This window comes from Nocardioides sp. NPDC006303, from assembly GCF_040613175.1.
Lineage (GTDB): Bacteria > Actinomycetota > Actinomycetes > Propionibacteriales > Nocardioidaceae > Nocardioides.
Genome location: NZ_JBEXRR010000028.1, coordinates 68,028 through 81,005, shown reverse-complemented (window position 1 = coordinate 81,005; position 12,978 = coordinate 68,028). Strand labels below are relative to the sequence as shown.

Annotated in this window: 13 protein-coding genes; 9 read left to right on the top strand and 4 right to left on the bottom strand. The window is 69.2% G+C overall.

Features of this window, described 5'->3' with window-relative positions; all coding sequences use genetic code 11:
• The 9 genes from ABZY89_RS20290 to ABZY89_RS20250 form a co-directional block, all read left to right on the top strand.
• On the top strand, positions 1–189 hold a 189-nt coding region (locus ABZY89_RS20290; RefSeq protein ID WP_355230084.1), incomplete at its 5' end, for a hypothetical protein.
• Positions 190–319: 130 nt separating this feature from the next.
• Positions 320–997: a hypothetical protein gene (locus ABZY89_RS20285; RefSeq protein WP_355230083.1), complete on the top strand. Its 678-nt coding sequence runs from the start codon at positions 320–322 to the stop codon at positions 995–997.
• Positions 998–1,062: 65 nt separating this feature from the next.
• Positions 1,063–1,848 (top strand): DUF1684 domain-containing protein, encoded by a 786-nt coding sequence (locus ABZY89_RS20280; RefSeq protein WP_355230081.1) that lies wholly within the window; start codon positions 1,063–1,065, stop codon positions 1,846–1,848.
• Between the two features lie 63 nt (positions 1,849–1,911).
• Positions 1,912–2,823 carry a GNAT family N-acetyltransferase gene (locus tag ABZY89_RS20275; RefSeq protein WP_355230079.1) on the top strand — a complete coding sequence of 304 codons (912 nt, stop codon included), beginning with the start codon at positions 1,912–1,914 and terminating at the stop codon, positions 2,821–2,823.
• 127 nt (positions 2,824–2,950) lie between these two features.
• On the top strand, positions 2,951–4,450 hold the full coding sequence (gene guaB, locus ABZY89_RS20270) for an IMP dehydrogenase (protein WP_091051815.1): 1,500 nt from the start codon (positions 2,951–2,953) through the stop codon (positions 4,448–4,450).
• Positions 4,451–4,587: 137 nt separating this feature from the next.
• Positions 4,588–5,559 (top strand): amino acid ABC transporter permease, encoded by a 972-nt coding sequence (locus ABZY89_RS20265; RefSeq protein ID WP_355230077.1) that lies wholly within the window; start codon positions 4,588–4,590, stop codon positions 5,557–5,559.
• Positions 5,556–6,317 carry an amino acid ABC transporter ATP-binding protein gene (locus ABZY89_RS20260; RefSeq protein WP_355230075.1) on the top strand — a complete coding sequence of 254 codons (762 nt, stop codon included), beginning with the start codon at positions 5,556–5,558 and terminating at the stop codon, positions 6,315–6,317. The genes ABZY89_RS20265 and ABZY89_RS20260 overlap by 4 nt, the downstream gene beginning before the upstream one ends.
• A gap of 38 nt (positions 6,318–6,355) precedes the next feature.
• Complete coding sequence (locus tag ABZY89_RS20255) at positions 6,356–7,309, top strand: transporter substrate-binding domain-containing protein (protein WP_355230073.1); 954 nt, start codon at positions 6,356–6,358, stop codon at positions 7,307–7,309.
• Positions 7,310–7,326: 17 nt separating this feature from the next.
• Positions 7,327–8,121: a DUF1684 domain-containing protein gene (locus tag ABZY89_RS20250; RefSeq protein ID WP_355230071.1), complete on the top strand. Its 795-nt coding sequence runs from the start codon at positions 7,327–7,329 to the stop codon at positions 8,119–8,121.
• A gap of 21 nt (positions 8,122–8,142) precedes the next feature.
• Here the strand turns inward: ABZY89_RS20250 and ABZY89_RS20245 are convergent, their stop codons facing one another.
• Genes ABZY89_RS20245 through ABZY89_RS20230 form a run of 4 tightly spaced genes read right to left on the bottom strand, consistent with a single transcriptional unit; the run spans position 8,143 to position 12,966 of the window.
• Positions 8,143–9,270: an LLM class flavin-dependent oxidoreductase gene (locus ABZY89_RS20245; protein ID WP_355230069.1), complete on the bottom strand. Its 1,128-nt coding sequence runs from the start codon at positions 9,268–9,270 to the stop codon at positions 8,143–8,145.
• Entirely contained in the window at positions 9,267–10,352 is a 1,086-nt protein-coding gene (locus ABZY89_RS20240) for an LLM class flavin-dependent oxidoreductase (RefSeq protein ID WP_355230068.1), read from the bottom strand. Before ABZY89_RS20240 ends, ABZY89_RS20245 begins: the two co-directional genes overlap by 4 nt.
• Complete coding sequence (locus tag ABZY89_RS20235; RefSeq protein ID WP_355230066.1) at positions 10,349–11,728, bottom strand: NtaA/DmoA family FMN-dependent monooxygenase; 1,380 nt, start codon at positions 11,726–11,728, stop codon at positions 10,349–10,351. The genes ABZY89_RS20240 and ABZY89_RS20235 overlap by 4 nt, the downstream gene beginning before the upstream one ends.
• Positions 11,725–12,966, bottom strand: a complete 1,242-nt coding sequence (locus ABZY89_RS20230) for an LLM class flavin-dependent oxidoreductase (RefSeq protein WP_355230064.1) — start codon at positions 12,964–12,966, stop codon at positions 11,725–11,727. The genes ABZY89_RS20235 and ABZY89_RS20230 overlap by 4 nt, the downstream gene beginning before the upstream one ends.
• Positions 12,967–12,978 lie beyond the last annotated feature (12 nt).

Below are 12,978 nucleotides of genomic sequence, written 5' to 3'. Positions count from 1 at the left end.
GGTGGTGGTGGTCTTACCGGCATCGATGTGCGCCATGATGCCGATGATGCGGACCACATTGAGGTCCGTGCGCCTCCCGGGGCGGGATGCGCCGACTCGGCGATTTCAGCGAATGACCAGCTCGCCGACACCTTCTGGTCATCGCACCAGGCCATGGTTCACCGCGATGACCGAGACCGCTGCCGATGACGACTGTGTTGGTCTCGACACGCTCGCTTCCCCTCGGGGTCTGAACGAAGTGGCCCCGACCGACGGGAACGCTGGTCGAGCCGCCGGAGCCGCTAGGCGGAGGCGTGTCGAGACCAACACGGTCGAATCGGTGATCGCTGCCCTCCTCGCCCTCCTTCTCCTGAGGCTCCTGTGGAGCCTGATGAGGAACGAGAACCTGCTTCCGGGCGCGGTGGTCGGCTATCTGCTCCACCCGGACGTCCTCGCCGGAGTCTGGCTCACGATCCGGCTGACCGTGCTGGTCTTCGCGGTGGCCTGGGCGATCGGGCTGGTCGCGATCTGGATGGAGAGGTCGGGCAACCCGGTCCTGGGCGGGATCGCGGCGGCGTACGTCTGGGTCTTCGGCAGCATCCCGGTGCTCGTCCAGCTGCTGCTGTGGAGCAACATCGCGCTGATCTTTCCCGACATCACCTTCGCGATCCCGGGGGTGCACATCGACGCGGTCCGGCTGGTCACGCCGGTCTACGCGGCGATCGCGGGGCTGGCGCTGGCGATGGGAGCGTACGCGGCGAAGGCTCTCCCGGGCGGTGACCGACTGACCGCGCTGGGGGATCTCCTGGTGACGACGCTCCAGATGACGAGCCTGGTCTCGGTGCTCTCGATCACCGACCTGCTCGGGGTCGTCCAGGCGCTCGAGGAGCGCAACCACCTGATCGTCCCGCTGCTGGTGGTGGCCGCGATCTGGTACCTCGTCCTGGTCACCACGGCCCGCGGCGCGATCCGGCTGGCCCGGTTCGCTCGCGTGAACGGTCAGGCGCGCCGACGGTAAATCCGAGGTAAAAGTCAGCGACCATTGCAAGACCTGGCAACGCAAGTCTTTGTAGAGTGCAGCGCGTGACTTTCGAGCGGGCTTGGCAACGGTGGCGCGATGAGCGGGAAGCCGACCTGAGAAGCCCCGAAGGTTTCCTGGCGATCACCGGTCTGCACTGGCTGGGCCGCAGGCCGGTGCGGTTCCCCGGCATCCCGGGTGTCTGGTCGACCGGTCCGGAGGGTGCGGTCGTCGAGCTCGGCGAGGGTGAGTGGCTCGAGCTCGGCGGCGCCAAGCTCGCCGGCCGGCACGTCTTCGGTCACGTGGACCCCGTCGGCGTGATCGCGACCTTCGACGGCGGGACGGTCGAGGTCGCCGACCGTTTCGGCACTCCGGTACTGCGGCCGCGGCAGCCCGACGGGCCGTTCCTGCGCGACTACACCGGCACACCGACGTACGCTCCGGACCCGGCTTGGCAGGTCAGGGCCTCCTTCACCGCCTACGAGACGAACCGCCCGATCTCGGTCGGCTCCGTGGTCGAGGGCCGATCGAGCGTCATCGACGCCGTGGGGGAGGTCGCGTTCGAGGTGGGTGGCCGCCCGCAGCGGCTGATCGCCTTCGACGGCGGCGACGGCGAGCTGTGGCTGCTGTTCACCGACGAGACCAGCGGCGTGACGACGTACGCCGCCTGCCGCCAGCTCGCCGTCGATCCGCCAGTCGACGGCACCGTCGTCCTCGACTTCAACCGCGCCAAGAACATGCCCTGCGCCTACACGATCCACGCCACCTGCCCGCTTCCGCCCGCGACCAACCACATCGACGTGCTCGTCGAAGCGGGCGAGCGGACCCCGCCGCGACCGCCCGCGGACTGACTGGGTCCAAGGTTTAACCGTCGGTAACGGACCAGAAACAGCGAAACAGGCAGACTAGGGCTCATGGTGGGGACGATGTTGTGGAGAGTGCGTACGACGCTGCCGGACCGACCGGGCACGCTGGCCGCGCTGGCGCAGCGCTGTGGTGAGGCCGGGGTCAACATCCTGGGGATGCAGATCTTCCCAGGGCTGGCGCAGGTCACCGACGAGTTCGTGCTGCGTACGCCCGAAGGCTGGGGCGAGAAGGAGATCTGCGACCTGATCTCCTCCGCAGGCGGCGGCGCGATCGTCATCCAGACCGCGACCGAGGCGGCTCTGGCCGACCAGCCGACGCGCTACGTGCAGGCGGCCCGGCACGTTCTGGAGCGGCCGATGTCGTTCCCGGAGGTGGTCGCCCAGCTCTTCGACGCCGAGGCCGAGGCCCCGCCCGGGGTCGTACACGACACCATGGAGCTACGGGTCGCCGACGTCGACGTCCAGCTGCACCGCACCGCCCCCTTCACCGCGACCGAGCACGCCCGCGGCTCCGCGATGGCCGACCTGGTCAACGACGTCCTCGACCGCAGCCGCGAGTCGGCGGCGATCGGCACCACCCCGCCCGTACGCCGCCTGGGCACCGGAAGCACCCCCGACCTCGTCGTCACCGGCGAGACCGTCAGCGCCCTGATCGACGGCGTCGCCGTCGGCATCGGCGAGGTCCTGGCCCCGACCGAGGACGACGAGAACGTACGCATCGTCAACCTGCGCGTCGACCCGGCCTGGCAGCGCCGCGGCATCGGCACCCGGCTGCTGGTCGACACCGCCAGGCTCGCGCACATGCTCGGCGCCGACGAGATCCTGCTCACCACCCAGTCCGACAACCAGGCCGTGCTGCCCATGGTTCTCGCCGCCGGGATGCGCGGCCGGATCCGGATGGCCGGTGACCTGCTGACCGTCAAGGTGCCGGTGCGGGATCTCAAGCCGCTGAGCAGGTAGGTAGGAATACCCGGTTAACCGGGTATTCCTGCACTTCTCTGGCGTTGCAACACCCGAGAAGTGCAGGAAAAGCCAGAGAAGTCTCGCCGTTTCGGCGATCTTCGGGGCCCGGCCGTAACATTTCTCCATGGAGATCCCGGAGAAGTTCGCGACGCTCGGCCTCACCTACGACGACGTACTCCTGATGCCTGGATACTCGGATCTGGCGCCGTCTGACATCGATACGACCTCCCGGCTGACCCGCGAGATCAACCTGCGGGTCCCGCTGATCTCCGCGGCGATGGACACCGTGACCGAGTCCCGGATGGCGATCGCGATGGCGCGCCAAGGCGGCATCGGCGTTCTCCACCGCAACCTGAGCATCGAGGATCAGGCCTACCAGGTCGACCTGGTCAAGCGCACCCAGACCGGCATCATCTCCAACCCGGTCACGATCGGCCCCGACGCGACGCTGGAGCAGCTCGACAAGCTCGCCGGTGAATACCGGATCTCCGGATTCCCCGTCGTCGACGTCGACCAGAAGCTGATCGGCATCATCACCAACCGCGACCTCCGGTTCACCCCGGTCGCGGAGTGGGCGACCACGAAGGTCAACGAGGTGATGACCTCGAAGGACCTGATCACCGGCCCCGCCGAGATCTCGCGCGAAGAGGCCACCAAGCTGCTGCGTCAGCACAAGCTCGAGCGGCTTCCGCTGGTCGACACCGACGGCCGCATCACCGGCCTGATCACCGTCAAGGACTTCGTGAAGTCCGAGCAGTTCCCCGACGCCTCCAAGGACGCTCAGGGCCGGCTGCTCGTCGGCGCCGCGATCGGCTACTTCGGCGACGCCTGGGAGCGGGCCACCACCCTGATCGAGGCCGGTGTCGACGTGCTGGTCGCGGACACGGCTCACGGCAACGTACGCATGCTGATCGACATGGTCCGCCGCCTCAAGACCGACCCGGCGACCAAGCACGTCCAGGTCATCGGCGGCAACGTCGCCACCAAGGAAGGCGCGCAGAGCTTCGTCGACGCGGGCGCCGACGCGGTCAAGGTCGGCGTCGGCCCGGGCTCGATCTGCACCACCCGCGTCGTCACCGGCGTCGGCGTGCCGCAGATCTCCGCGGTCTACGAGGCCTCCCTGGCCTGCAAGCCCGCCGGCGTCCCGGTGATCGCCGACGGCGGTCTGCGTTACTCGGGCGAGATCGGCAAGGCCATCGTCGCCGGCGCCGACACGGTGATGCTCGGCTCGATGCTCGCCGGCACCGAGGAGACCCCCGGCGACACGGTCCTGATCAACGGCAAGCAGTTCAAGGCCTACCGTGGCATGGGCTCCATGGGCGCGATGTCGAGCCGCGGCAAGAAGTCCTTCTCCAAGGACCGCTACTTCCAGGCCGAGGTCACCGACGACGACATGATCGTCCCCGAGGGTGTCGAGGGCCAGGTCGCCTACAAGGGCTCGCTGGCCACAGTCGCCCACCAGCTCACCGGCGGCCTGCACCAGACCATGTTCTACGTCGGCGCGCGCACCATCCCCGAGCTCCAGACCCAGGGCCGCTTCATGCGGATCACCTCCGCCTCGCTCAAGGAGTCGCACCCCCACGACGTCCAGGTCACCGCCGAGGCGCCGAACTACCACGTCTGACCGACCGACGCTCTCGCGCGTCGAGCCCCGAACCCATTGGGTTCGGGGCTCGTCCCATTTCTCGGATGCCTCACCCGGGAACATCCGCTACAGATAGAATGTTGAGCAAGTTACTCGACATATAGAGGTGGTCGCGCGTGAGTGTTGATGAGGCCGTACGTCGCCACCCCCTGCTCGCTCGCGACGGAGACGACGAGCTCCTCGCTGCCCGGCTCGTCGGGCGCCGCAAACCGGGACAGTGGATCTCGGCGGTGCTCGCGCTGCTGGTCGTCGCCGGGATCGTGAAGAGCCTGGTGACGAACCCGCGCTACCACTGGGACGTGGTCGGCGCGTTCTTCCTGCGCCCCTCGATCCTCGACGGGCTGGTGCTGACCCTGTGGCTGACCGCCGCGGTGCTCGTGAGCTCCTATCTGCTCGGCATCGTGCTCGCGGTCATGCGGCTCTCCTCGAACCCGGCGCTGAGCTCGGTCAGCGCGGTCTACATCTGGTTCTTCCGGAGCGTGCCGCCACTGCTGCAGCTGCTCTTCTGGTTCCAGATGGCCTCGCTGTATCCGCAGATCAGCCTGGGTATCCCGTTCCTGAAACCGTTTGTCACGATCGAGACGGCTCACCTGTTCAGCGGCCTGCTCGCGGCCTTCGTTGGGCTCACCTTCGACATCGCCGCGTTCGCCGCCGAGATCATCCGCGGCGGCCTGGTCTCGGTGGAAGCGGGCCAGACCGAGGCGGCCAAGGCGCTCGGTCTGTCCAGGGCGCGGATCTTCTGGCGGATCGTGCTGCCGCAGGCGATGCCGGCGATCATCCCGGCCTCCGGCAACCTGCTGATCGGGCTGCTCAAGGGCACCTCGATCGTCTCGGTGATCGCGGTGCAGGACCTGCTCTACTCGGTGCAGCTGATCTACGCGCAGAACTACCTGGTCATCCCGCTGCTCCTGGTCGCGACCATCTGGTACCTGATCCTGGTCACGATCCTGTCGACCATCCAGTTCTTCGTCGAGCGCTACTACGCCCGCGGCAAGGGTGCGCGCACAGGGTTCTGGCGGCTGTGGCGCAGTCAGCTCCCGCTCGTGCCGCGCTCGCCTCGGCGACGTGAGCTGGAGGTGCTCCGATGAGCGAGCCCCTCGTGCGGGTCCGCGGCCTGACCAAGCGGTTCGGCTCCAACACGGTCCTCGACGGCATCGACCTCGACGTCGCCCGGGGCTCGGTGGCGGTGGTCCTGGGGCCGTCGGGCTCGGGCAAGTCCACGTTGCTGCGTACGGTCAACCACCTGGAGAAGCCGGATGCCGGCTTCGTCGAGGTCGACGGCGAGATCATCGGCTACAAGCGTGACGGTCACCAGCTGCGGGAGCTCTCCGACCGGGCGATCACCCGGCAGCGCAGCCGGATCGGGATGGTCTTCCAGCAGTTCAACCTGTTCCCGCACAAGACCGCGCTGGAGAACATCCTGGAGGGGCAGCTGGCCGCAGGCGTACGCCGCCGGGCGGCCGAGGCGCGCGGGCGCGAGCTGCTCGACCGAGTCGGCCTCGCTGATCGGGAGCGGTCCTACCCGCGGCAGATGTCGGGTGGTCAGCAGCAGCGCGTGGCGATCGCCCGCGCGCTCGCGGTCGAACCCGACCTGATGCTCTTCGACGAGCCGACGTCCGCGCTCGACCCCGAGATGGTCGGCGAGGTGCTCGGCGTGATGAAGGACCTCGCCCAGACCGGGATGACGATGATCGTGGTCACCCACGAGATCGGCTTCGCGCGCGAGGTCGCCGACCAGGTCGTCTTCCTCGACGAGGGCCGGCTGGTCGAGGCCGGGGCACCCGGCGACGTACTCGTCTCTCCCACCCATGAGCGCGCTCGGGCGTTCCTCTCCGCTGTGTTGTGAGCCCCCAGACTGTGACCTCCCAGACAAGGAACCGATCCATGAAGCTCAAGCTCGTCCTGGTCGCGATCGCGGCCCTCGCCCTCGCCGGTTGCGGCAACGCCTCCGACACGCTCAGCGACGCCGAGCGCGGGATCGGGGCGGACGGTTCTGCCTCCGCCGAGCCGGCCGCGATCCCGACCCAGGACGTCGTCTCGGACGTCGAGGCGGACCCGGCTCTGACCGAGCGGCTGCCCGCCGACGTACGGAAGTCCAAGACGCTCGTCCTCGGCACCACCGAGGCGACCGGCGAGCAGGGGCTCCCACACGGCGGCTCTGACCAGTCCGGTGAGCAGATCGGTCTCGACATCGACCTGCGCGACGCGCTCGCGGCCAAGCTCGGTGTCACCTGGAAGACGGAGTTCGGCAGCTTCGAGACGATCGTCCCGGGCACCCAGAGCGGCAAGTACGACGTCGGCCAGGCCAACTTCGCGGTCACCTCCGAGCGGATCAGGGTCATCGACTACGCCACCTATCTGCTCGACGGGCAGTCGTTCGTCACCCGCGAGGACAGCGACCTCGACCAGGTCGAGACGCTGACCGACATCTGCGGGCACACGGTGGCGACCTCGCCGGGCTCCAGCTTCCAGCAGATCCTCGAGGACGGTGCCGCGGAGTGCGAGCAGGCGGGCCAGAAGGCTTACGAGGTCGAGTACTTCAAGGACAACGCCGCGATCCTGCTCGGTCTGCAGAACGGCAAGACCGACCTCTACTTCGGGCCGACCCTGTCGCTGAAGTACCTGGTCTCCCACCAGCCCGGTCTGAAGTACCTCGGCGAGCTCAGCCTCACCGACGTCGGCTTCGTCGTCGCCAAGAAGTCGCCGCTGGGCCAGGTTCTCGTCGACGCCGTCAATGCGCTCATCGCCGACGGGACTTACAACAAGATCTTCACGAAATGGGACGTTTCGGACATAAAGCTCGACAAGTCGGAGTTCAATCCGAAGCCGGCATTCTGAACCTTCCGGGAGGACCTATGACCGTCACCGACACCGACACCTTCGTCCAGGACTGGACCGCCTGGCACGAGGAGCACGAGAAGAAGCGCGCCTCGCCCCACGGGTTCCTCGCGATCACCTCGATCCGCTGGCTCGGCGAGGAGCCGGAGACGTACGACGACGTGCCGGGCGCCTGGTCGAGCGGCCCCGAGGGCATCGTGGTTTCGCTGGCACCGGGTGAGTCGCTGGTCGTCGACGGCATCGAGGTCACCGGCCGGCACTCCTTCGGCGTCATCGACGAGCGCGGCGGGATCACCGCCGAGTTCGGCGACGCGGTCGTCGAGATCGCCAAGCGCGGCGGCAACGACATCATCCGCCCCCGCCACCCGGACAATCCGGTCCTGACCGGCTACCAGGGGACCGAGTCGTACGCGCCCGACCCGAGCTGGGCCGTGCCCGGGCGCTTCGTCGCCTACGAGACGCCCGTGCCGACCACCGTCGGCTCGGTCGTCGACGGCCTCGAGCACGTCTACGAGGCCGTCGGCGAGATCGAGTTCGAGGTGGGCGGTGCCGTGCACAGCCTCATCGCCTTCCCCGGCTTCGCGCCCGGCTCCCTGCACGTGCTGTTCGTCGACGAGACCTCGGGCAAGACGACGTACGCCGCCAACCGTTCGCTCTCGGTCGGCGCTCCTGACGCGGACGGCAAGGTGGTGATCGACTTCAACCGCGCGACCAACCTGCCGTGCGCCTACACCGACCACGCCACCTGTCCGCTCCCGCCGGCCGGCAACCGGCTCCCGGTCGCGGTCGAGGCGGGGGAGAAGAAGCCCTGACGTACGCGGCCCGCCGCGGCCTCAGCGACCGCGGCGGGCCCACTCCTCGGCGATCAGCTCATAGGAGCGGACCCGGTCGGCGTGGTCGTGGGTGATGGTCGTGATGACCAGCTCGTCCGCCTCGACGGCGCGCTGGAGGATCTCGAGCTGATCGGCGACCTGCGCAGCGGTGCCGACGAACTGGGTGTCGAGGCGGTCCTGGACCAGGGCCCGGTCCTCCTCGCTCCACTCCCAGGCGCGGGCCTCGTCGGGGGTCGGGAACGGGATGGCTCCCTCGGCGGTGCGGATGGAGCGGACCCAGAGGCCGTAGCCGGTGGCGAGATCGCGGGCTTCCTGCTCGGTCTCGGCGACCACCACGTCGGCGGAGACCGCGACATGGGGCACGGTCAGGGTGTCGGAGGGAGCGAAGGCGGTGCGGTAGGAGCGCGCTGCCTCGAGGACGCCGGAGGGGTTGACGTGGTAGTTCGTCGCGAACCGGAGGCCGCGCTTGCCCGCCACCTCGGCGCTCTCCCCGCCGCTGCTCCCCAGCACCCACAGCTCGAGCTCGGCGCCCTCGCCGGGTACGGCCCGCGCCGGGGTGCCGGCGGCATCTCGGTAGGTGCCGTCGATGAAGGCGAGGATCGTGTCGATCTGCTCGCCGTAGTCGGCGGAGGTCGCCCCGGGCAGCTGCAGGAGCTCCTTCTGGAGCTGGAACCGCGGCGAGCCAAGCAGCCCGCGAGGATCGAACTTCGGCGGGACGAGCAGCCCCTCCGGGGTGCGTCCGTCGACCAGTTCCACCGGGATGACCGCCGGGCCAGAGGCCCCGGGCCTGCCGCCGGAGCGGCCCAGGCCGAGGTCGATCCGACCGGGGAAGGCGGCGTCGAGCAGCCCGAACTCCTCGATCGTCGACAGCGCCGTCCGGTGCCCCATCAGCACCGCGCCGGAGCCCAGCCGGATGCGCGAGGTCGCCGCGCCCAGCAGAGCCAGGACCACCGCCGGCGAAGTGCCGGCGACCCCGGGGTTGAGATGGTGCTCGGCGACCCAGTAGCGGTGGTAGCCGAAGGACTCGGTCGCCTGCGCGAGCGCGATGGCATTGCGTACGGCGTCGGGACCGGAGGCCCCGGAGGACACCGGCACGAGATCGAGGACTGACAGGGGAGTGCGGCTCATCGGTGTGCTCCGATCGTGGGGATGCTCTTGGCCGGGGAGCCCCAACCCCAGGGCGGGTCCGGGAGAGCGGTCCGCAGTGGGGCGGCGACCTCGGTGGCGAAGAGCTCCAGGCTGTCGCGGTGCTGCTGCTCGGTCAGGCCGCTGGCGTCCGCCTGGACGTGGACGACCTGGTGCCCGAAGCGCTCGTGGTAGCGGTGGATCTTCTCGATCACCTGCTGCGGCGAACCGACCAGCGCCGAGGATCTTTCGACGAAGTCCTCCAAGGTCGGGAAGACCGGCTCGAGCCCGAGGCCGGCCTGGAAGGCGAGCTGGCCCTCGAAGACCGGTCGATAGGCGGCGTACGCCTCCTGGCTCGTCCTTGCTACGTAGAGGCCGGCGGTCCCGGCGCCGATCGCGATGTCGGCAGGATCGTGTCCATAGGCGACCCAGCGCTCGCGGTAGTGGTCGACCAGCTCGCCGTAGGGCTCGATCGGGTTGGTGACGTTGGCCGAGAACAGCGGGTCGCCGTAGCGCGCGGCGAGGTCGACGGACTCCTTCGAGGTGGCACTCCCGTGCCACACGCGCACCGGCTGCTGCAGCGGCCGCGGCCAGACCTCCGCCTCGACCAGCTCAGGGCGGAAGCGAGGCGAGGCGGTCACGCGTTCCTGGCGCCACAGCTTGCGGAAGATCTCGTACGACTCCGCGTTCCGGTCCCACTGGTCCTCCGGCGTCACCCGGAACAGGTCACGCTGAGCGGAACCGTTGCCCTTGCCGATGATCAGCTCGAGCCGGCCGCCGGAGAGGTGGTCGAGGGTGGCGTAGTCCTCATAGGCGCGCACCGGGTCCAGCAGCGCCAGCGTCGTCACCGCAGTGAAGAGCCGGATGCGCTGCGTACGGGCGGCGAGGTGGGAGAGGACCACCGTCGGGGAGGAGGAGATGAACGGCCGTTCGTGGCGCTCGCCGACCCCGAACCCGTCGAAGCCGAGCTCCTCGGCGAGGACGGCGTTGGTGACGACCTCCTGGAACCTGTCGTACGTCGCCTTCTGCTGCCCCGTCACCGGATCGGGACGATGCACGATGAGCGTGATCGCCAGGAACCTCATCTGGTCGGCTCCCGCAGGCCGAGGTTCTCGCGGAGCGTGGTCCCTTCGTAGGCCGTGCGGAAGACGCCGCGCTCCTGGAGCAGCGGCACGACATGGTCCACGAAGGGCGCCAGACCGCCGGGGGTGATGTGGGAGACCAGGATGTAGCCGTCGGCGGCGTCGTTCTGCACGTAGGTGTCGATCGTGTCGGCGATCGTCTCCGCTGAGCCGATGAAGCTCTGCCGGCCGGTGACCTCGACGATCGTCTCGCGGGTGCTCAGGCCCTTCGCCTTGGAGATCGCCCGCCAGCGCTCGGCCTGCTCCAACCGGTCGCCGTGCGAACGGGCGCTGGCGCGGCCCTTGGCGATCAGGTCGTCGTCCTCGCTCGGGTCGACCGTGGGCAACGGGCCGTCGGGGTCATGGTCGGAGAGGTCGCGGTTCCACAGCTGCTCGAGCAGCTTGATCGCGGTCGCAGGGGAGACCTGCTGGAGCCTGATCTCGCGGGCCAGCTCGACGGCCTCGGCGTCGGTGTCGGCGAGGACGAAGGTGGCCGCGGGCAGGATCAGCAGGTCATCGTGGCGGCGCTCGTACTTCTCCAGGCGCCCCTTCACGTCGACGTAGAACCGCTGACCGTCCTCGAGATGGCTGTGCCGCGAGAAGATGGCGTCGGCCTTCTGCGCGGCGAACTCGCGACCCTCCTCGGAGTCGCCGGCCTGGAAGATCACCGGGCGCCCCTGCGGGCTGCGGGGGACGTTGAACCGGCCGCTGATGTCGAACTGCGAATCGTGGTGCTCGAACGCGCCCGGCGCCGGCGTCGAAAGCGATGCCGACAGGAAGGCTCCGGAGGCCTTGTCGGCGAGGATCTCGTCGCCCCTCCATGTGTCCCACAGCCGGATCGCGGCGTCGAGGAACGTCTTGGCCCGCTCGTAGCGCTCGCCCTGCGGCAGGTAGCCGCCACGCCGGAAGTTCTCGCCGGTGAACGCGTCCCAGGAGGTGACCACGTTCCAGGCTGCGCGCCCGTCGGAGAGGTGGTCCAGGGAGGCGAACTGGCGGGCCACCTCGTAGGGCTCGTTGAAGGTCGAGTTGATCGTGCCGGTCAGTCCGAGGTGGTCGGTGACCGCCGCGAGCGCGGCCAGGATCGTGAACGTGTCCGGTCGCCCGACCACGTCGAGGTCGTAGATCTTCCCGGCCTGCTCGCGCAGCCGCAGCCCCTCGGCGAGGAACATGAAGTCGAACAGCCCGCGCTCGGCGATCTGCGCGAACTCCACGAACGAGTCGAACTCGATGTGGCTGCCCGACGCCGGGTCGCTCCACACGGTGGTGTTGTTGACGCCGGGGAAGTGGGCGGCGAGGTGGATCTGCTTCTTCGGCCTCTCGTTGCTGCGCGGCGTGCTCATGCGGGCGTCCCCTCGGTGGTGGCGTAGCGGCTGGTGGGACGCGGCAGACCGAGCGCGCCCCGCAGGGTGGCTGCGTCGTACGCATCGTGGAAGAGCCCGCGCCTCTGCAGTTCGGGCACGAGCCGGCGGGTGATCTGCTCCAGGTCGTCGGGGAGCACCGCCGGCCGCAGCCGGAACCCGGAGAGCCCGGCGGCGTGCCAGGTCGCGAGCAGGTCGGCGAGGTCCTCCGGGGTGCCGGCGAAGACCAGGGCATCGGACTCGTACGCGGCACCGGCCGCCTCGTCCAAGCGAGCCAGCCGCTCCCGGGCAGCCTGCTCGGTCTCGTCGAGGAGGACGACGATGTCACCGAAGACGTGGACCGTGTCGGTGCCGCGTCCGGCGGCGTCCTGCGCGGCCCGGATCTCGGCGGTGATCGAGGCGATGTCGGCCGCAGTTCGAGGCGTCACGAACCCGATGTCGGCCGAGGTTCCGACCAGCTCGAACGGCACGCTCTTGAAGGGCGCAGTGCGGTGGGCGAGGGCGGCCACGACCGGCTGTCCCTGCGGTGGCCGCGGGGTGATCGAGGGCCCCTTCACATTGAAGTAGCGGCCCTCGAAGTCGATGTAATGGATCTTGTCCCGGTCGATGAACCGCCCGGTCGCGACGTCGCGGATCTCCGCGTCGTCCTCCCAGGAGTCCCAAAGCCGCCGCAGCACCTCGATGTAGTCGGCCGCCTCAGCGAACGCCTCCCGGATCAGCTCCTGCCCTTCGGGGGAGCCGAGGGCGGCGTACGAGATCTCCGGGAACTCGCGGCGGCCGAACAGCGCCGCATCCCGCGGCCGCGGCGCCACCTGCACACGTACGCCGGCCCGGCCGCGGCTCACGTAGTCCAGTGTCGCGATCGCCTTGCTGAGATGGAACGGCTCGGTGTGGGTGACGACGGCTGTCGGCACGATGCCGATGTGCCTGGTCAGCGGCGCAATCCGGGAGGCGATCAGCACCGCGTCGAGCCGTCCGCGCACCCGGTCGTTGCGGTCGTCGTCCTCGGTGCCGAACGGTGAGTCGGTCTGGATCGAGAGCGAGTCCTCGATCGTGACGAAGTCCAGCAGGCCGGCCTCGGCCTCCTGGACGAGACCGGCCCAATACCCGGGTTTGAGCAGATCACCGGGCCGGGCGTTCGGCTCCCGCCAGGCGGCCGGGTGCCACCCGGCGCCGTCGAGAGCCACGGCGAGTCGAAGACGAGATGGGGGCGCACTCATGAGTAAAAGTCT

Excerpts from the sequence above, each read along its gene's own strand:
- ABZY89_RS20275 (WP_355230079.1), top strand. The coding sequence starts at position 1,912 with ATGGTGGGGACGATGTTGTGGAGAGTGCGTACGACGCTGCCGGACCGA.
- ABZY89_RS20230 (WP_355230064.1), bottom strand. The coding sequence starts at position 12,966 with ATGAGTGCGCCCCCATCTCGTCTTCGACTCGCCGTGGCTCTCGACGGC.
- ABZY89_RS20245 (WP_355230069.1), bottom strand. The coding sequence starts at position 9,270 with ATGAGCCGCACTCCCCTGTCAGTCCTCGATCTCGTGCCGGTGTCCTCC.
- ABZY89_RS20260 (WP_355230075.1), top strand. The coding sequence starts at position 5,556 with ATGAGCGAGCCCCTCGTGCGGGTCCGCGGCCTGACCAAGCGGTTCGGC.
- guaB (WP_091051815.1), top strand. The coding sequence starts at position 2,951 with ATGGAGATCCCGGAGAAGTTCGCGACGCTCGGCCTCACCTACGACGAC.
- ABZY89_RS20235 (WP_355230066.1), bottom strand. The coding sequence starts at position 11,728 with ATGAGCACGCCGCGCAGCAACGAGAGGCCGAAGAAGCAGATCCACCTC.
- ABZY89_RS20255 (WP_355230073.1), top strand. The coding sequence starts at position 6,356 with ATGAAGCTCAAGCTCGTCCTGGTCGCGATCGCGGCCCTCGCCCTCGCC.
- ABZY89_RS20250 (WP_355230071.1), top strand. The coding sequence starts at position 7,327 with ATGACCGTCACCGACACCGACACCTTCGTCCAGGACTGGACCGCCTGG.
- ABZY89_RS20240 (WP_355230068.1), bottom strand. The coding sequence starts at position 10,352 with ATGAGGTTCCTGGCGATCACGCTCATCGTGCATCGTCCCGATCCGGTG.